This window comes from Qipengyuania algicola, assembly GCF_042492175.1.
In the GTDB taxonomy this organism is placed as follows: Bacteria; Pseudomonadota; Alphaproteobacteria; order Sphingomonadales; family Sphingomonadaceae; genus CAJXSN01.
This window is the reverse complement of record NZ_CP170453.1, coordinates 2,811,697-2,829,362: the sequence shown is the minus strand read 5'-3', so window position 1 is coordinate 2,829,362 and position 17,666 is coordinate 2,811,697. Positions and strand designations below refer to the sequence as shown.

General features: G+C 60.9%; 15 protein-coding genes. 6 read left to right on the top strand and 9 right to left on the bottom strand.

Annotated elements, in window-relative coordinates; translation table 11 throughout:
• Window positions 1–14 precede the first annotated feature (14 nt).
• Window positions 15–293, bottom strand: a complete 279-nt coding sequence (locus ACFCW2_RS13470; RefSeq protein WP_379547132.1) for a succinate dehydrogenase assembly factor 2 — start codon at window positions 291–293, stop codon at window positions 15–17.
• Window positions 294–349: 56 nt separating this feature from the next.
• On the opposite strand from ACFCW2_RS13470, the gene recG reads away from it, so the two are divergent.
• Window positions 350–2,413: an ATP-dependent DNA helicase RecG gene (gene recG, locus ACFCW2_RS13465; protein ID WP_379547130.1), complete on the top strand. Its 2,064-nt coding sequence runs from the start codon at window positions 350–352 to the stop codon at window positions 2,411–2,413.
• 8 nt (window positions 2,414–2,421) lie between these two features.
• Here the strand turns inward: recG and ACFCW2_RS13460 are convergent, their stop codons facing one another.
• Together ACFCW2_RS13460 and ACFCW2_RS13455 are read right to left on the bottom strand one after the other, a co-directional pair.
• Window positions 2,422–3,999: a hypothetical protein gene (locus tag ACFCW2_RS13460; RefSeq protein WP_379547128.1), complete on the bottom strand. Its 1,578-nt coding sequence runs from the start codon at window positions 3,997–3,999 to the stop codon at window positions 2,422–2,424.
• Window positions 4,000–4,086: 87 nt separating this feature from the next.
• Complete coding sequence (locus ACFCW2_RS13455) at window positions 4,087–4,581, bottom strand: low molecular weight protein-tyrosine-phosphatase (RefSeq protein WP_379548986.1); 495 nt, start codon at window positions 4,579–4,581, stop codon at window positions 4,087–4,089.
• Between the two features lie 44 nt (window positions 4,582–4,625).
• Between ACFCW2_RS13455 and ACFCW2_RS13450 the strand changes: the two genes are divergently transcribed.
• Entirely contained in the window at window positions 4,626–6,377 is a 1,752-nt protein-coding gene (locus ACFCW2_RS13450; RefSeq protein ID WP_379547127.1) for a DUF885 domain-containing protein, read from the top strand.
• A 21-nt stretch (window positions 6,378–6,398) separates the two neighbouring features.
• Here the strand turns inward: ACFCW2_RS13450 and ACFCW2_RS13445 are convergent, their stop codons facing one another.
• Both ACFCW2_RS13445 and ACFCW2_RS13440 read right to left on the bottom strand, forming a co-directional pair.
• Window positions 6,399–6,527: an entericidin A/B family lipoprotein gene (locus ACFCW2_RS13445; RefSeq protein WP_379547125.1), complete on the bottom strand. Its 129-nt coding sequence runs from the start codon at window positions 6,525–6,527 to the stop codon at window positions 6,399–6,401.
• A gap of 57 nt (window positions 6,528–6,584) precedes the next feature.
• The gene (locus ACFCW2_RS13440) at window positions 6,585–7,940 is read right to left on the bottom strand and encodes an ABC1 kinase family protein (RefSeq protein ID WP_379547123.1); all 1,356 of its coding nucleotides are present in this window, start codon (window positions 7,938–7,940) and stop codon (window positions 6,585–6,587) included.
• Between the two features lie 232 nt (window positions 7,941–8,172).
• Here ACFCW2_RS13440 and ACFCW2_RS13435 point away from each other — a divergent pair, with 232 nt between their 5' ends.
• Genes ACFCW2_RS13435 through ACFCW2_RS13420 form a run of 4 tightly spaced genes read left to right on the top strand, consistent with a single transcriptional unit; the run spans window position 8,173 to window position 13,743 of the window.
• Window positions 8,173–9,531, top strand: a complete 1,359-nt coding sequence (locus ACFCW2_RS13435) for an O-antigen ligase family protein (protein ID WP_379547121.1) — start codon at window positions 8,173–8,175, stop codon at window positions 9,529–9,531.
• Between the two features lie 21 nt (window positions 9,532–9,552).
• Window positions 9,553–10,263 (top strand): polysaccharide biosynthesis/export family protein, encoded by a 711-nt coding sequence (locus tag ACFCW2_RS13430; protein WP_379547120.1) that lies wholly within the window; start codon window positions 9,553–9,555, stop codon window positions 10,261–10,263.
• 31 nt (window positions 10,264–10,294) lie between these two features.
• The gene (locus ACFCW2_RS13425; RefSeq protein WP_379547118.1) at window positions 10,295–12,499 is read left to right on the top strand and encodes a GumC family protein; all 2,205 of its coding nucleotides are present in this window, start codon (window positions 10,295–10,297) and stop codon (window positions 12,497–12,499) included.
• A 47-nt stretch (window positions 12,500–12,546) separates the two neighbouring features.
• Window positions 12,547–13,743 carry a hypothetical protein gene (locus tag ACFCW2_RS13420; protein ID WP_379547116.1) on the top strand — a complete coding sequence of 399 codons (1,197 nt, stop codon included), beginning with the start codon at window positions 12,547–12,549 and terminating at the stop codon, window positions 13,741–13,743.
• A gap of 17 nt (window positions 13,744–13,760) precedes the next feature.
• Here the strand turns inward: ACFCW2_RS13420 and ACFCW2_RS13415 are convergent, their stop codons facing one another.
• The 4 genes from ACFCW2_RS13415 to ACFCW2_RS13400 form a co-directional block, all read right to left on the bottom strand.
• On the bottom strand, window positions 13,761–14,561 hold the full coding sequence (locus ACFCW2_RS13415) for a sulfotransferase domain-containing protein (RefSeq protein WP_379547114.1): 801 nt from the start codon (window positions 14,559–14,561) through the stop codon (window positions 13,761–13,763).
• Between the two features lie 34 nt (window positions 14,562–14,595).
• A complete protein-coding gene (locus ACFCW2_RS13410) occupies window positions 14,596–15,957 on the bottom strand; it encodes a flippase (protein WP_379547112.1) in 1,362 nt (453 codons plus the stop codon).
• Window positions 15,958–16,044: 87 nt separating this feature from the next.
• The gene (locus ACFCW2_RS13405; RefSeq protein ID WP_379547110.1) at window positions 16,045–16,731 is read right to left on the bottom strand and encodes a class I SAM-dependent methyltransferase; all 687 of its coding nucleotides are present in this window, start codon (window positions 16,729–16,731) and stop codon (window positions 16,045–16,047) included.
• A 70-nt stretch (window positions 16,732–16,801) separates the two neighbouring features.
• Window positions 16,802–17,647 carry a sulfotransferase family protein gene (locus ACFCW2_RS13400; protein ID WP_379547107.1) on the bottom strand — a complete coding sequence of 282 codons (846 nt, stop codon included), beginning with the start codon at window positions 17,645–17,647 and terminating at the stop codon, window positions 16,802–16,804.
• Window positions 17,648–17,666: the final 19 nt, after the last annotated feature.

The following is a 17,666-nucleotide window of genomic DNA, read 5'->3' as shown; positions in this document are numbered from 1 at the left end:
GTGGGCCTATGATGTCAGCGTGGGATATCGACGTAATCGAGTTTTCGCATGGCGTCCATTTGTGGGCCGGTAAAGGCATCGGGGATCGGCTGCGTCCCCAATGCCCACGCCATGATGTCAACATCGTCCTCGTCCAGCAGAGCTTCGAACCAGGCCAGATCAGCCTCGTCCCAGTCTTTGCTGTACCGGTCCAGAAAGCCGCCGATCATATAGTCGGCCTCGCGCGTGCCGCGATGCCATGCGCGGAATTTGGCCCGCGCAAGCCGGGCTTCTTTGGTGAGGGATTGTGCCATCCCAGAGCGGTTAGGCCACTCGAAATCGCCGCGCAACAGGCTATAGGCTGTGGTCGATGCGCCCAGATGAACTCAATCCCCTGTTTGCCGAGGTCGATACGCTCGATGGCGTGGGCCCAAAGTTGATGAAACCGCTGGGCCGGTTGGGGCTCAGCCGTGTGCGCGATCTGGCGTATCACTTGCCGGACCGGTTTGTGACCAGGCGCGCGGTGGGCAATGTGGACGAGGCGGGCGAGGGCGAGCAGATCGTCATCCAGCTGACACCCACCGAACACAAAGCGCCTTACAATCCCGGGCGCGGACCATACCGCATTCTGGCGCAGGATGCGGTCGGCAACATCATCGCCATTACCTATTTTGGCCGCGCATCCTATTCGGGCAAGAAATTGCTGCCGGTGGGGGAAACGCGCTGGGTCGCCGGGCGCCTCGACCGCTATGGTGACATGCTGCAGATCGTCCATCCCGATCATGTGGTGGAGGAGGGCGGCGAGACGCTGCAGCGGCTGTGCGAGCCGGTGTATTCTTTGGCCGAGGGGCTGACACAGCCAAAGATAGGCGGGTTGGTAGGGCAATCGCTGGCCAAGCTGCCCGATTTGCCGGAATGGATCGAGCCGGGACTGTTCGAACGCGAAGGCTGGCCTGCATGGTTCGATGCGCTGAAACTGGCGCATAAGAGTGAGAACGCTAAGGCGCGCGAACGGCTGGCTTATGACGAATTGCTGGCGAATTCTCTGGCGCTGATGCTGGTCCGGGCGGACAATCGCCAGCGCAAGGGCCGCGCGCTGGTGGGTGACGGATCGCGGCGCGGCAAGCTGCAATTGCCGTTCCCGCTGACTGGTGCGCAGGAACGCTCGAACCGCGAGATTGCAGGCGACATGGCACAGGTCTCGCCCATGCTGCGCCTGCTCCAAGGCGATGTGGGCGCGGGCAAGACGGTGGTCGCGCTGGAAGCGATGCTGGTGGCGGTGGAGGCGGGGGCCCAGGCGGCGCTGCTTGCTCCCACCGAGATACTCGCCCGCCAGCATTTCGAGACATTGCGCAGCATGGCCGCACCTACAGGCGTCGAAATTGCCCTGCTGACGGGGCGCGACAAGGGGCGTGCGCGCGAGAGCATTTTGATGGGGCTTATGGATGGCTCGATCGATATGGTAGTCGGCACCCATGCGATATTTCAGGATACGGTGAGCTATAAAGATCTGGGACTGGTGGTGATCGACGAGCAGCACCGGTTCGGCGTCGCACAGCGGCTCATGCTGGCCAAGAAGGGCAAGACCACACCGCACACGCTGGCGATGACCGCAACACCGATCCCGCGCACGCTGACGCTTGCACAATATGGCGAGATGGAAGTCAGCCGCCTGGACGAGCTTCCCCCCGGCAGACAGGCCATCGACACGCGGGTGTTCCCGCAGGCGCGGATGGAGGAAGTCGCAGACGGCGTCGCGCGTCATCTGGAAACGGGGCAACAGGCCTATTGGGTGTGCCCGATGGTCAATGACAACGAGACGCTCGATATCGCCGCTGCCGAGGCTCGCTATGCTGCGCTGAAAGAACGTTTCGGCCAAGCGGTGGTGCTGGTGCATGGCCAATTACCGGCGGACCATAAAGACGCCGCAATGGCGCGTTTCTCCAGCGGGGAGGCGAAATTGCTGGTCGCCACCACTGTGATCGAAGTCGGCGTGGACGTGCCCGCTGCGACGCTGATGGTAATCGAGCAGGCCGAGCGCTTCGGGCTTGCCCAGCTGCATCAGCTCAGGGGCCGTGTGGGGCGGGGGAGCGAGAAATCGGTCTGCCTGCTCCTGCGCGGGGACGCCTTGTCCGAAACGGGCAAGAAGCGTCTCGCTTTGATGCGCGAAACACAGGACGGCTTTCGCATTGCGGAGGAAGATCTGGAACTGCGCGGCGGGGGCGAACTGCTCGGCACGCGGCAGTCCGGCGACACACCGTTCCGGATTGCCACGCTGGAGCAAATCCAGAAATGGCTGCCGGTGGCGCATGACGATGCGCAGATGCTGGTCGATCATGACGGCGGCCTCGCCTCGGAAAGAGGCAAGGCCGCACGTACTTTGCTATATTTGATGGAGCGGGACTGGGGCGTCCAGCTGCTGCGCGGAGGGTAGGCGCGCGATCAGAACGCCACCTGCGCGCCGATCAGTGCGACATTGGTGTCGGCCTCACGTACGGACCAGCTGCTGCCATCGGGTAGATTGCCGCCACTCAGGAAATTGAGCGGCGCCCAGCCGTCCACATGGGTGAATTCGGTGAACAGATTGATCGATTCGCTCGGGAACCAGGAGAATCCGAGAACTGCTTGGTTCTGCCGTTCCCACGGTGCACCATTGTCGCCCGAGATGAACTTGGAGAACTCACCCGATACCGCGAATTTGCGGCCCTGAGGACTGGCTGAGTAATCGCCAAAGCCGAACCGTCCGCCCAGTGTGAAGGCTTCTGCCTCGACCGCAGCAAACTGGCTGAGCGGGTTCATCGGAACGGGGACAGCCGTGCCGGGCCATTCGTCCGTCGTGGTCGCATATTCGCCGATCAGCTTGACCGGGCCGATATTGACCTGGCCATAGGCGGCGACCGCAGGATTGTTGTCGTCACACGGGTTGAAGTGGAAAATCGGATAGCCCTGGCAATAGGCGCTGCCATGGATGTAGCTGGCCCCGGCCATGACGCTGTTGCCATTCTCGCCAAAGGGCAGGGTAAAGCGCGCATCGACGGCGAAATTGTTCAGCCGCGAGGGAACGCTGGTGCCTTGTACAGGGACATTGGCTGCGCGGAACTGCGCTCCGCCTTGCACGGCCATGGCGCGTACCGTCACATTCTCGCTGGTGTACCCCGCTTGCGCTCCATAGGCGAGGCCGGCGAAAGCGTGCCAGTTGGTCGAATTGGTGAACGGGCTGACAGTCTCGTTCAGCCCGAACGGCACATCCATCTTGCCGACCAGCGCGTAGAACGGCGACTTGTCGAGATTGCCCAGCATTACCCAGCCGCGGCGCAGCTGGATCTGGTTGCGGGTGAGGGCAGTGATGTTGCCAGCACCGAAACTTTGCTGGGGATCATACAGCATCTCGGCATAGGCAATCACGCTGTCAGTCAGTTTGGCGGTCACTGCGAGCTGCGCCGAATGGATTACCGCTTCAGACACCGACTTGCCGATCTGGTTATTCGTAGTCGGGTGACGCATGAGATAACCGAATTTGCTGTCGGTATCGCTCCACTGCTGGTTTGCGATGGCAGTCACGCCGCCGGACAGAACGACGCGGCTGTCAAGATCGCCGGCGCTGGCCGCTGCCAGTTGCACCAGCGGTTTGGTGTTGGCGGCCTCTGCATTGTCCAGCATCTGGAACGCATAGGAATTGTTGAAGCCGACCGTACCCCGTGACCGGTCCTGAGAGGCCGTGCCGCCTTCGTCTGCATATGCGGGCGCAGGCGTTTCGGTGGCCGAGGCGACCTGAACTGCCGCTGCTTGCGCCGGTGTCCCTGCTGGTGCCGATGCCGGAGCGATGCTCGCCCTCAGCCGGGCATTTTCGGCTTCGAGCGCAGCCAGCCTTTGTTCCAGCGCAAGGAAACGCGCTTCGACGCTGTTTTGAGCGGCGGTTGGCTGGGCGACATCGGGAGCATCGCTGTCTTGAGCGAATGTCGGCGTGGCAAATGCGCCAAGCAGAAGTGCAGCGCCGAGCGGGAGAAGTTTACGGTTCACGAAAATTGCCTTTGGCTGATCGGGTCAGTCCGGCGGCAATAGGAACTATGGTTTAGAACTTGGTTAACACGGGCATAACATTCGGCTTCATTCCGTGAACGCCGCCACCAGAGCCTGCGCTGCCAGATCGACATCTTCCCATGTGTCCGCGAAGTTCTCCTCTCCGCCATAATACGGATCGGCGACCGCTGCGCCCTCGCGGCCCGGCACGGCATCCATCAGCAGGCCAACGCGGGCGGTGGCATCGGGCGGGGCAAGGGCCTGGATATTGGCAAGATTGGAATGATCGAGCGCAAGGATGTGCGTGAAGCGCAGAAAATCGCGGATTTGCAACTGACGGCCCTTGTATCCGGAAATGTCGATCCCGTGGCGCTGTGCCTCGGCGATACTGCGCGGGTCGGGCGGGGAGCCGACATGATAATCAGCGGTTCCTGCGCTGTCGGCATCGACGCACAGACCTACTTCGGCGGCACGCCTCCGAAACGCGCCCTCGGCGAGGGGGGAACGACAAATATTGCCTAGACAGACGAACAGGACGGCGGGGCGCTGGATCATCCGCATCGGATACTGGACCGGGGCCATATCGCGCAATAGGACAGACTGACACAATCCGGGAGACACACGTCATGCGCCGCTTCTTCACCGCCCTCGCTCTTTCCACCGCGATCGTATCACCTGCTCTGGCAGGTCCGGTGGAAGACTATGAGGCTTTGCGCGAGGAAGTTTGGCAGGCGACTCTCGACAGCGCACCGCAATTGGCCACCAGCATCGGCGACCGGCGCGGCGACGGGAAGTTGGGCGATATCTCGCTCGCTGAATATGAGCGCCAGACAGCGCAAAGCAGGGCGTTTCTGGAGCGGCTGGACGCAATCGACGACAGCGCATTGCCGGGTGATCTGCGGGTTGATTACGCCATTCTCAAACGCAGTTTCGAAGACGGACTGGCAGGCGCGGGTTTCGACCAGAACCGCTATGTGATCTTCACCAATCGCGGGGGCTGGTTCACCTGGTTTGCCTCGCTCCCGCATAGGTCTCCTCTGTTCACCAAGGCGGATTACGTAAGCTATATTTCCCGGCTGGAAGCATTCGCGAAAGTGAATGACGATGGCATCGCGCGCAGCCGCGAGGCGGTGGCGCGCGGGCTGACGCAGCCCTGCGGCCCGATGGAAGGGTTGGAAGACCGGATTTCGCAGCAGATTGTCGACGATTACACCCAGTCGCCCTTCTGGCGACCATTCGGCGAGCAACCTTCGACGATCAGCGATGCCGATTGGGCAGCCCTGACCAGCCGGGCGAGCGCGGCGCTGCAGGAGAGCGTGTTCCCGTCCTACCGCGAATTCCGCGACTTTTATGTCGAAGAATACAAGCCCGAATGCCGCACCGGCACACCGGGTGTCCTCGCCACCCCGGGCGGTGAGGAGTATTATGCCTACCGCGTGAAGAGCTTCACCACGACCGAGATGACGCCGGACGAAGTGCATGATCTGGGCCTGTCCGAAATCGCCCGGATTCGCGCCGAAATGGTCGAAGTGGCAAGCAGCGCGGGGTACGATACGCGCGAGGCCTATATCGAGCACCTGCGCACAGACCCGCAATATTACATGACGGATGCCGACGAGTATCTGCGCTATACGCAGGCATTAGCGAAGGAAATCGACGGCTGGATGCCCAAACTTTTCGGTAAGTTACCGCGTCAACCTTACACCGTTTCTCCGATTCCGGCAGCACAGGCACCGGGCAACACCACGGCCTATTATGAGCGCGGATCGCTGGAGACCGGGCAGCCGGGCATTTACCGGCTGAACCTGACCGAGCTGGACCAGCGGCCTTTGTGGGAGTTGCCTGCCCTGGGCGTGCATGAGGCTGTGCCGGGCCATCATCACCAGCTTGCCCTGCAGCAGGAGCTCGACATTCATCCGCTGCGCGCCAACGGCACGTTCTTCACTGCCTTTGTCGAGGGCTGGGGGCTCTATTCCGAGCGTCTGGGGATCGAGATGGGACTCTATGACACGCCCGCAAAAGAGATGGGTCGCCTGAGCTACGAGATGTGGCGGGCCGCGCGTCTGGTGGTCGATACCGGCATCCATGCCAAGGGATGGAGCAAGCAGCAGGCGGTCGATTTCATGCTCGACAATACCGCGCTCAGCCCGGGAAATATCGATGCCGAGGTCAATCGCTACATCACGTGGCCCGGACAGGCGCTGGCATACAAAATCGGCGAGCTGAAGATCCGTGAACTACGCACCCGCGCCGAAGAAGCGCTCGGCGCGGAGTTCGACCTGCGCGCATTTCACGATGCGGTGCTGGAAAACGGCGCGGTCCCGCTCAGCGTGCTGGAGCAGCATATCGATCGCTGGATTGCGGCCCAGGAAGGCTAGGCCGAGCGGGACCGGCTGCGCTTAGATCGCGCGGTCGCCAGCTTCGCCGACGGATTCGATGTCGCGGCCAACGCCTTTGACAGTGTTGCACGCCGTCAGGGTGAAGACGGTTGCGCCCAGAGCGATTGCGGCGATTGTCTTGCGGATCATGATGTTTTCCTTGCCAGTTAAGGTCTTTGCGGTTGCGCAGCGTTCCTGTCGCGCAGCTTAATTGCCAACGGTTGTGCGGCGAAATGTTTCCTGCACGGCACGGCGCACATTGACCTTCGCCTCCAGCCGCGCGCCAAGCAGGGCGGTTCCGCTGATCTTGCGCTGGACAAAAAGGGTTTCGGCCGGAGGCAGGTGCCAGTTTGCCCGGTCCTCGGCAATTTGCATGCCTTCATCCTTGAGCAGGGGCACGAAAGAGCGATCCCCGAAATCGAATGGGGCATCGGGGCTCATTTCTTCGACAATGATGTCGATGATCTTGCCAATCCGTTCCGGATGTCGCTCGATGACGACCGGGCTGATGAAACCGGCCTTTATCGCCTCTTCGCGAATGCGGTCCGCATCCTTGTCGAGGCCCGCTTCCAGCAAGCTGCGATAGGCCGCCGCGATATCGGGATCGACCGGGCGTGCGGCCCCGAAATCGAGCAGAACAATCTGGCCCGGAGCGCCGTCTTCCCCGCGGCGATAGCGAAAATTGGCGAAATTCGGGTCGGTTTGCATGATCCCGAACTCGAACATTTCGCGCAGGACCAATCGCAGCAACCGCTCGAAAATTGTGTCGCGCAATTCCTGCGGCTCGCTGATCAGATCCTCGATCGGAATGCCATCCTCGAAACTCATCGCGAGAATACGATCCCGTGTCAGTTCGGTGTCGAGGGTAGGAACAACGAATCCCTCGCTTTTGTCCAGATGCGATGCGTAGATCTGCATCTGCTCGCCTTCGCGGTGGTAATCCGCTTCCTCGTGCAATTGCTCCTTCGCAGCTGCCAGCAAAGGCTCGATATCCAGCTCCTTGGGCAGCAGGCCGGACACCCGCAAAAGGGTCGCGACATTGTCGACATCGCTATCGATGCTTTTGGCGACGCCGGGATACTGCACCTTGATCGCCAGCATGCGCCCATCGCGGGTCAGCGCGCGGTGGACCTGGCCAATGCTGGCAGCGGCAATCGGGCGCGGTTCAAAGCGGCGGAATTGTTTGCGCCAGTCCTTGCCCCAATCCTGCGCCAGCACCTTGTCGAGCTGTTTGGGGGGCATGAAGTTGGCCCGGTCACGCAGCGAAGCGAGGATCGTCGACAGCTCGGGCGGCAACAGGTCGCCTGCGTCCATGCTGATCATCTGGCCCATCTTCATCGCCGCACCGCGCAAGTGGGAAAGCCGGTCGGCCAGCCGAGCTGCATTCGCCGGGGTGAGCAGCAGCTCATTCATTGTCGGACGTTCGCCAGCCGCCATCCGGCGGGCACCTTCGCCCACGACAGAGCCTGCAACCCCGCCCGCAAGACGGCTGAATCCCGCCAGCCGCGCGATCCGACCGCTGGGCACCGCGCGATGACGGTCCTTGCCTTCATGATCAGCCACGGCAGGTGATGTCGCGTGCTGGGGGCATCTTTTGGTGAGGCATCAAACGGTTCCTTTGGCCCTCCAATCCACCCGGCCCGCGTCTGTTCCAAATATAGACATCAAAGCGCGGCTTTGGGCTGGTCACTCAGGGAAGTTCTGGCTAAATCACGACCCGATGCTTTCAGCCGCAAACCCTCAAGGCGCGCCTATTCGCGGCGAGCGAAAACTGCTTATCGGAGCAATTGTGCTGATGGCTGTCGCACTGCTCCTTGGCGGACAGGCCAATGGTAATGCTGGGCGTGAGATGGTTATCCAACTCGCCGCACTGTTTGTTGCTTATCAGGCCTATGCATCATCCACTGCCGGGCGCATCTCCGACGAGAAAGTCGTCCGCTGGGCTGGATGGGTGCTGGCCGCGACGATCGGGCTGGTGCTGCTCCATCTGGTTCCGCTGCCGTATAATTTGTGGGCTATTCTCTCGCCGGTGGACACTGCGAAGCAGGTTCTCGAGCAACTGGGTCTTGCCAACGGATGGCGGCCCTTCGCGCTCGATCCGGCGGAAACATTCGACAATTTGCTTCTTCTGCTGCCGCCCATCGCGATGTTCTATGCGGTTTTGCGCCTTTCGGAGCGCGGCCGGACGCGGCTCGCTCTGGTCGCACTGGGTCTGGCGATTGTTGGCGCGGCTCTCGGTCTTCTGCAGTATGGCAGCGGGACCCAGTCGCTGGACTTTTACGAGGCAACCCATATCGGCTTTGGTTCGGGCTATTTCGCGAACCGCAATCATCAAGCCGATTTTGCGATAATTGGCTGGCTGCTGGCGGCGGGATTGATCGCCTCTCCATGGGTGCCGACCGCCCGGTTCGGCGCTGCGGGCCAAGCGGGTATCCTTTTACTGATGAGCGCTCTGTTCATACTCGCCATCCTCGCGACGGGCTCGCGTGGAGGATTTCTGTTGGCCGGCTTTGCCGCTCTGGCCATCCTGATCATCCGGTTTGCCGGGAATGCGGGCAAATTGTTCGGCGCGCTGATCGGGGCCGGGGCTTTGGGCGCCGCCATTCTGGCCATCGCGGCAAGTTCGGGAAGCGCGTTGCTGGGCCGTACGCTGGAGCGTTTCGGAAATGAGGACGAGGTTAGGCTGATCATCTGGCCGCGCGTGCTCGAGATCGTGCAGGATACCATGCCATTGGGCGCAGGCATTGGCAGTTTCGTGGAATATTACCGCTTCACCGAACCGCTCCATATGGTTGGGCGCAAGTTTGTGAACAGCGCGCATAATGAATTTCTCGAAATCGCTTTCGATGCGGGCATTCCGGGTCTGCTCCTGCTGTTTGCCGGTATTTTCGTGATTGGCTGGGCCGCATGGAAGGCGCTGCGCGGGGGGCTTGGCGATGCTGGCGATTATCGGCGGCTTCAGGCTGTGGCGGGTGTCGCCGTCATTGTGCTGATTGCGCATAGCAGTTTCGACTATCCGCTGCGTACCACAGGTCTGGCGGTGACCTTCGCGGCCCTTTGCGGCTTGCTTATGCCCAGACCAAGCGATAGCACGATTGTTACATCGGAAACCGACCGCACCACGGTCGATTCCTCGGCCCGAAACACCACATGAAATGACGGGAATGTTCACGCGATGAAAAATTCGCCGCTCTTTTTGGCAGCTATGGGTTTGATGCTTGCAATGGTGTCTGCCTGCACCAGCACGATCGAACAGGCCTCTCCGCCGATTGCGCAGGTGGCCGAGCAGTTTGAAATGCCGCTGAACGAGGTCGATCCGGCGACATACCGTCTGGGTCCGCAGGACCAGATCAGCATCCGGACATTCCGCGAGGAAGATCTGTCCTTTGACCAGATTACCGTGGATTCGACCGGGGCGATTGCATTCCCGATCCTGGGCCGCGTGGAAGCTTCCGGGGCGACAGTGTTCGATCTCGCGCAGCGTTTGGAAAACGGGCTGGCGCAAAGCTATCTGCGCAATCCCGACGTGACGGTGATGCTGGTGCGTTCCGCTGCACAGCGGATTACGGTTGAAGGCGCGGTTGCCCAATCCGGCGTGTTCCCGATTGATGGCGATCTGACCTTGCTAGGCGCTATTGCCCGTGCACGGGGGACGACAGAGATTGCGTCGCGCGATGATGTCGTGATTTTCCGGACAATCGATAATCAGCGGATGGGCGCTTTGTTCGATCTTACCGCTATCGAGCGCGGGTATGCCGACGACCCGACAATGGTGGCGGGGGACGTAGTTGTCGTCCACACCGATGGCGCACGGCGCAACTATCTCGAGGCTCTCCGGCTGTCGCCGATTGCGGCCAGCATCTTCCGGATAATTCCGTCCCTCTAAACCCGACATTATTGGAACTGTGCAGAAACCAATGAATCAAGCGCAATCCGTGGTCCCGAGTGGACGCCCGAGCGGTGAAGGCACCAATGACAGCGTTTTGCTGGCAGGGGGCGCGCCCTCTGGCAGTGACAATGAGGGCGGTCTGTTCGATTTCGTCGAGCTGCGCGCCATTGTCATGCGGAACATCTGGCTGATCCTTGGATCGGTTGTGACGATGTTGATCGTAGCGGCAATCCTGACTGCACTGACCGTTCCCTTGTTCCGCGCTGAGACGACGCTGCAGGTTGACCCGCAGCAGGCGAATATTCTCGATGTCGAAGACGTGCAAGCTGATGTCCAATCGCGGGATACCGACCAGTTTCTGCAGACGCAGATCGAGATTCTCGAGAGCCGGTCTATTGCCGAGGATGTGGCCGAAGATCTTGGCCTGCTCGATGACAATGCGTTTCTACTGGCGATGAACCGGGCTGCACCGTCGGGCGAGGGCGATGAAGCGGCGACGCAGACCAATCGCACCGCTGCAGTGGTTGCAGCAATTATGGCCAATCGCCGTGTGGCGCGCGTTCCGGACTCGCAGATTGTCGAGATCGAATTTGTCAGCCCCAGTCCCCGCCTCTCGACAGAGATCGCCAACAGTCTGGCGGAAAACTATATCGAAGACAGCCTGACCCGGCGTTTCAGCGTCAACAATTATGCCCGCGAGTTTGTCGGCGAACAATTGGCCGAAGCACGCGAGAGGCTTGAGAATTCAGAAAAGGTTCTGGCCACCTACGCGCAGAATGCGGGCATCGTCACAACAGCACGCAACGCGGAAGGCGACAGCACCGGATCGCTCACCGGAGCGACGATCGAGCAGACCAACGAATTGCTGATCCGCGCGAAAGCTGATCGGATCGAAGCCGAGCAGGCTTGGCAGAGCGCACGCTCCAGCCCCGCGCTGGCGCTTCCGTCAGTCTATCAGAACCCCGCGATCACGAACCTTCTTCGCCGACGCGCCGAATTGCGCGGCGAATTGGCGGAATTGAACGAGCGCTATGTCGATGGCGCGCCCGAAGTGCAGGAAGTTCGGGCCGAGCTGGCCGAGATCGACAGAGAAGTTTCGTCGATTTCCGGCTCGATCAAAAGCTCTCTGCGCAAGGAATACGAAGCGCGCCTGGGCCGCGAGCGTGAGCTGAGCCAGGAAGTTGCGGAACTCACCGGACAGCAGCAGGGCGAACAAACCCGGGGGGTCCAGTACAATATTCTCGCCCGCGAAGTCGCAACCAACCGCTCGCTCTATGACGGTTTGCTTCAGCGCTTCCGCGAATTGACTGCGTCGGCAGGCTTGACCGGCAACAGCATCACCATTGTCGATGAAGCGCAATTGCCGCGCAATCCGTTTGCCCCGCAGCCGGTGCGGAACATGGCCATCGGACTGCTGGTCGGACTGGTTCTGGCTGGTCTGCTGACCATGCTGCGCGAACAGATTTTCAACCGGGTCCGTACGCCGGAAGACATTCGTCGCCATCTGTCGGTGCCGCTCTTGTCGACCATCCCCAAGCCGCACGACGGCGATATGAAGGCGGCGATGGAGGAGAACCTTTCCGGTGTTTCGGAGGCTTTCCAGACGCTCACGTCGATCCTGTCGCTATCCAGCGACACCGGTGCACCGCGTTCGATGTTCATCACGAGCGGCAGGTCGTCCGAAGGCAAGTCAACCACCGCCTTTGCAGTGGCAAAATATCTCGCGCGCCGTGGCAAGAGAGTGCTGATTGTCGACGCCGATTTGCGGCGTCCGCAAATGCACCGTCTCGTCGATTCACAGAACGAGGTCGGCTTGTCGGATTTGCTTGCGGGCCAGACCGATACGTCTTCGATCGTGCATTCGGCCACCGAATTTAATGGCCTGTCCTATGTCACTGCGGGGCCGATCCCGCCCGATCCTGTCGACCTGCTGTCGAGTGCGCGCCTTAAGGCTGCCATCGCCGAATGGCGTGAACAGTTCGATCATGTGATCGTCGACGGTCCTCCGGTTCTTGGCCTGTCCGACGCGTTGATCATTTCTTCCAATGTCGATGCGACCGTCTTTGCACTGGAATCGGGTGCGTGGCGTCCGGGCCAGGTGAAGGATATGCTGCGTCGCCTGTCGAACCATGCGAACCAGCTGGTTGGTATCGTCATGACCAAGTTCGATGCGAAGAGCGACGGATACGCCTATTATTACCAGGAGTATGAATACTCCTATTCCGAACGGTGAGCGAAAGCGCGAATAGCGAGGCCACAGCCGATCCGAAGAGTCGGCGCGTGAAGGCAATTCTCGTCGCGCTTGCCGGACTGGTGGTGGTTGTCCTTCACGGGCTGGGCAACGCCGCCGACGATGCCGATGTCGCCGGGCTTGGCTTTCTTTCGCCGGTCAGGTCCGCCGAGGGGCTTGCCAATGAAGCAGTCGTTCTCGCTTCGGCTGAGAATTTCGATGCGGCTGTGGAGACTGGAAAGGCTGCGGTGCGCAGATTGCCTGTCCAGCAATCCACTGTGCGCAAGCTGGGCGAGATAGAACTCGCGGGCGAAGCCTCCGATGCGTGGGCAAACGACACGATTCGCACCTCAGACCTGCTCGGATGGCGGGACAGCCCGGCGCAGGCACGACTGCTGATGATGGCCGCGCAGGATGGCGACATTACCGGTGCTATCGACCATATCGATGCGGTGCTTCGGCGAACCGAGCTGTCGGAAGAGGTCTTCCGGGCAATTTCCGCCGGCATCGCCAATGAGGAAATCCGCTCCAGAATGGTCACGCGGCTTTCGCAAGATCCCCCATGGCGGCTCGATCTACTCAAGTCGGTCGATGATTTCGGCGATTCGCAGTCGGCGCAGAACTTTGCCCAGATGGTGCTGGAACTTTCCGAGCGCGAAGGCGGCTCGCTGGCAAGCGAAGAGGTAGCGCCTGTCCTGTCGCGCTTGGCTGCGCTTGATCTCAGCGGTCCGTTGCTTGCTGCTGCCGAGCGTCTGGAGCCTGTTACTATGTTTCAGCAGGGCATAAATGATCCCCAATTCAGCGGCCTCCGCGAAGGTGCGCGTGATCCGGACGCTGCCGTCAGCCCCTTCGAATGGAAGCGCGGGCGCGCGCAGAGTATCGTTGTCACGGTCGGCAGCCGCGAGGGGGTCGACGATGCACTCAACATCCGGTCGCGGAGCCGCGTCCGCGGCGTGATCCTGATCCAGACGTTGCGACTCAATCCGGGGCCATATCAGCTCAACTACAGCAAGCTTGGCTCCCGATCGGAGAGCGAGGGTCTGGAATGGCGCGTTTTGTGCGCTGGCGAGACCATTGATACGCCGCAAAATGCCGCCGCCTCGGGCGGTGGTTGGCAAGCCCAGACATTGCCCTTCACGGTGCCCGCGAATTGCCCGATCCAACGCGTAGAGCTGCGCACGGGACGTAATCTTCGCGGCGAAACCCGCAGGGCGTCCTATTCCGATCTCTCGATAACGCCGTCCTAGAACGGCCAGCTGGCCTGCTACTGGGAATAGCCGATCCGGCGCAAGGTCGGGCCGCAGGTTTCTTCGACAAGCTCCTGCACCTCCCGCGGCAGTTCATCACGCCATCCGCCTGATTTGCCTTTGCGCAAGGTCGCGGTTTTCGCCGGAGCTTGAGCGATGTCATCGGGCAATCGGTCGGCAGCGATGCCTGCATGGACGGCGATCCGCTGGAATGCCGCATGCTTCGCCTCGTCCGTGCCGCCGCCACGAGCGCCGATGAGATCTTCGAATCGGACAGTCAGCGTGATGTCGCTTTCCACCCAGGGTGCGAATTGCGCGAGCATTTCGACCATCGGCCGCATGAACGGATCACCCGCATGCCCTTCGATCAGAAGCCTGTATCGTTCGAACTCCGACCGGGAAGGATCGGCGAAGAAGGTATGCAGACGATGCCGCTTCAGACCGAGAATGTAGTGGTAGCGGGACGCGAGCACATCGCGTGGATCCCGCAAGACGAAGAAGGTCGCGATGTTCTCTTCGCGCAGGATTTGCTCGAAGCCGGACGACCAGGGCAAATGCGCGCTGAAATATTGCCCTCCGCGCACCGTCTTCACCGCGCTGGCGATGCGGTCCAGTTTCATGGCCGGGTTGGCGGAATTGTCGAGCTTGTCCTCCAGAATATCGGTGTTGAGCAGATGAAGACGTGAATTCTGCAGTCCCTCGATGCGGGCCAGCTCGGCCGTCAGCAAATGGGTTCCGGCTTTGGGAATGGAATTGACCAGAATGCGCGTGCCCTTGCGCCAGAACTGGGCCCGGGCCCAGGCACGATAAGCGGCCATTCCGGCAGATCGCAGGGCTGCGTTCTGTACAAAATTAGACGACATCATCTGCACCTTTATCGTTCATCGGTTTGTCTATTCCGGTCTGGGCATCGCTGCCGCCCAACATTTTTCCGCGCCAAAGCGGCCGTGCAAACCAGATTTGACCCAGCAGCATGGTGATCGCCACTCCGCACGTCGCCAGCGCTGCGCCAACGGCGCCAAATTGCGGGATCAGCAGAACGCACAAGGTGATGTTTGCCGCCAGCATCAATGCATTCCAGCCGGCAAAGGCTTTCTCGCGCCCACCGATGATCAGCATGGACGCGAAAACCATAGCGAAACAACTGGCTGCCTGGCCCACGACCAGTAGCCGCAGAGGAGCAGCCGCGCCGACGAACTCCGCGCCGAAGACAATGCGCAGGATATCCTCGGCAAACAGCAGCACGGCCGTTAGCAATGGCAGCACCGTCACCGCCGTGAAAGCCAGCGACAGCCGCGTAACACGGCGAACCTGCCCTGCTTTTCGTTTGGCAAATGCCTCGCCGAGCGCGGGGGTCACAATGGTCATCAGGACCACTTGCGGGAAGCTCAGAAGGTAGGTGATCCGGTAAGCGGAGCCATACAGACCTGTCTCTATCAGATTGGAGAGCGGAGCCAGAAGAAGCACGTCCGTCTTGCCAAGCAACAGCTTGGAGGACATGCCGACCAGAATGGGCAGGCCGAGGGCCATCCACGCACGGATACGGTAAGTCGGGACTTGTCCCTTTATCTCGGACGGTGCGAGCCGGTGGACCATGAATGCGGCAATCAATGTGCCGAGCAAAGTCATGCAGGCATAGGTGACGACTGCCTCGCCCAGCGCCATCCCGCCCAGCGCAAGGAAGAGGAGAACCGTGCAAACTGCCCCAAAGCCCTGATCGAACAGCATGCCGAAATGGGCTTTACGAAAGGCAGCCAATTGCTGGCGTCGCAAGATGCAGAACGCGAAGGGAGGGACGAGCATTGCCGCGAACAGCAGCGAGCGCGACAGTTCTCCCGCAAATTGCGCAACCAGAACGATGATGCCGGAGGCTGTGAGTGAGGAGGCGAGGATGATGAAATTGCCGCCCCGCAGCAAACCACGCAATGCCGACCAATCCTGCGCTTCGCGTAGAGCCGGGATCAGACGGTTCATCAATGCGGGCCAGCCCAGTGCCGCCAATTGCCCGACAACCAGTGCGAGACCGGTGGCAAATGTGAAGGCGCCGAAATCCTCCGGTCCGAAACTGCGGCCGACCACCACGGCAAGAGCCAGCAGCCCCAGCCGAGCCATGATGCCGGCACCCATTGCGAGGGATATTCGCTTGAGCGCGGGACCGCGCATCCGTTCACCGATCAGGGTGCGCGCTCGCTGGATGTTGGCGGCAAGGGTCATGGTCAGTGCGTGAAAGTCCTGTCCGGCCCCCGGCTGCCCATTTCGCAGGAGCAGAAGCGGGGAACCGGATTTGGAGGTAACGCAGCGTTAGGCCTTGCCTGCGGAGAGCAGGCGTACCGTCACGATTTCCACTTTGCCATTGTCGTGTTCGCTGGTCAGCAGAACCTCGACAGGGCGATTATAGGGCGGCTTGTCGAGCCACAATCCGCTGCCGATCCCGGCGCGCGCACCGCGGCCGGGGGCGAGGTCGATATTGACCGGCTTCGCGCCTTTGGCGATCGTGTTGCTGACCAGCGCGTGCGGGAAAGCTTCGAGCTTGGGCAGGATTTCCAGGATGGCCGCATTGTCGAGATGCTGCATCACCTCGCGCATCAGGACCAATTCGCCCACCGGTAGCGATTTCTCCGAGGCGTCGACCTGCTGGAAGGAGATCCGGTCGGTCGCGTATTTCTTGTTGTTGTGGTCGATGACCACGCTCGACACATCGCAGCCGGTATAGGTGACGTCGTCGCCCAACCGCTCCATGATACGGCCGGAAACCTGGAAATCTCCGCAGCCGACATCGACGATCGATTTGATGCCATTCGCCTCGACATAGGCGACGATCATGTCCTCATACGCCTTGGAATTCTGTGGCTGGCTGCCCGATCCGGACGAAACTTCGCCCGGGCCATCCCAGATGCCCTCGCGGTAGATTTCGTCGAAAATGTCTTTGTTCGATTTGCCAACGCTTTGCAGCTTTTGGCGGACTTTGCTGGCGAGCTGCTTGAGCATAAAATCTCCTGGGTGTCTTACGAATGGGGTTGATAACAGGTCGGGCGAGGGTGCCCTAATCGAGAAATTGTCAGTGGTCTGGCGGCAGAGCGGGCTTGTTGATGGTGTAGGGGGCAAACTGCTCGGCCAAAGTGGCCCGCATCTGCGGATCGAGTTTTCCGCTTGCCGAGCGGGCCTTGGGCAAGAGCGCCTGCATGGCGCGTTCGCGCAAGGCACGCGGGACAGCCTGCTTTATCCCGCGCTGGTAGAGGCGCGAGGTCACGAATCGTCCGATCAATCCGCGCGCCACCGGCTTTCCTTCGCTGGCATTGAAGGCCTTGTCTTCCTCCGGCTGCGGCAACAGCGCGGGATCGATCCCGAGGAATTGGCAGACGACGAGCAATGTTGCCGCCCGGTCCTGCACATATTCCTCGAAGGATAGCAGCAGAATCTGGCAGGCCGGAAAAGCGGCCTGCCAGGGTTCGAGCTGATAATCATACCGGCTGTAATCGGCGTAACGGCTGTCTTGCGCAAAAGCGGTATCCATGGACAGGTCGGTTTCATGCAGGCCGAATTCATGGCGGTACTGGCTGACCATTCTGCCCACCGGCTCGCGCATGAGGTAAATCAGCTTGAGATCAGGCCCGCACAGCGCTTTCGCCCGGTCTGCTGCACCTTCGAAGGTCGGGCGCTTGGTATAGGCTGTGGAAGCCTCGCCGCGAATTTGCCCCTCGCGTGCACCGCGAAACAGCGAGGCATAATCGCGCAGGATGGCCTCATGGTCATCACCCATGCTGACAAGGGTTTCCGGCTCTTTCTCCTGCGGAAGGAACACCTGGGGATGCAATTCAAGGTCGCGATAGAGCGTGGTTGTGCCAGCCTTCATCGCCCCGATAATCAGGAATTGTGGGCAGTTTGGGGAGGGACTGGTGCTCATGGGCGATTGGCGGGTTCGG

What these genes read in the sequence shown, in the direction of transcription:
- ACFCW2_RS13470 (WP_379547132.1), bottom strand. Translation starts at nt 293, where the DNA reads ATGGCACAATCCCTCACCAAAGAAGCCCGGCTTGCGCGGGCCAAATTC.
- recG (WP_379547130.1), top strand. Translation starts at nt 350, where the DNA reads ATGCGCCCAGATGAACTCAATCCCCTGTTTGCCGAGGTCGATACGCTC.
- ACFCW2_RS13455 (WP_379548986.1), bottom strand. Translation starts at nt 4,581, where the DNA reads ATGGCCCCGGTCCAGTATCCGATGCGGATGATCCAGCGCCCCGCCGTC.
- ACFCW2_RS13450 (WP_379547127.1), top strand. Translation starts at nt 4,626, where the DNA reads ATGCGCCGCTTCTTCACCGCCCTCGCTCTTTCCACCGCGATCGTATCA.
- ACFCW2_RS13445 (WP_379547125.1), bottom strand. Translation starts at nt 6,527, where the DNA reads ATGATCCGCAAGACAATCGCCGCAATCGCTCTGGGCGCAACCGTCTTC.
- ACFCW2_RS13435 (WP_379547121.1), top strand. Translation starts at nt 8,173, where the DNA reads ATGGCTGTCGCACTGCTCCTTGGCGGACAGGCCAATGGTAATGCTGGG.
- ACFCW2_RS13430 (WP_379547120.1), top strand. Translation starts at nt 9,553, where the DNA reads ATGAAAAATTCGCCGCTCTTTTTGGCAGCTATGGGTTTGATGCTTGCA.
- ACFCW2_RS13425 (WP_379547118.1), top strand. Translation starts at nt 10,295, where the DNA reads ATGAATCAAGCGCAATCCGTGGTCCCGAGTGGACGCCCGAGCGGTGAA.
- ACFCW2_RS13415 (WP_379547114.1), bottom strand. Translation starts at nt 14,561, where the DNA reads ATGGCCGCTTATCGTGCCTGGGCCCGGGCCCAGTTCTGGCGCAAGGGC.
- ACFCW2_RS13410 (WP_379547112.1), bottom strand. Translation starts at nt 15,957, where the DNA reads ATGACCCTTGCCGCCAACATCCAGCGAGCGCGCACCCTGATCGGTGAA.
- ACFCW2_RS13405 (WP_379547110.1), bottom strand. Translation starts at nt 16,731, where the DNA reads ATGCTCAAGCAGCTCGCCAGCAAAGTCCGCCAAAAGCTGCAAAGCGTT.
- ACFCW2_RS13400 (WP_379547107.1), bottom strand. Translation starts at nt 17,647, where the DNA reads ATGAGCACCAGTCCCTCCCCAAACTGCCCACAATTCCTGATTATCGGG.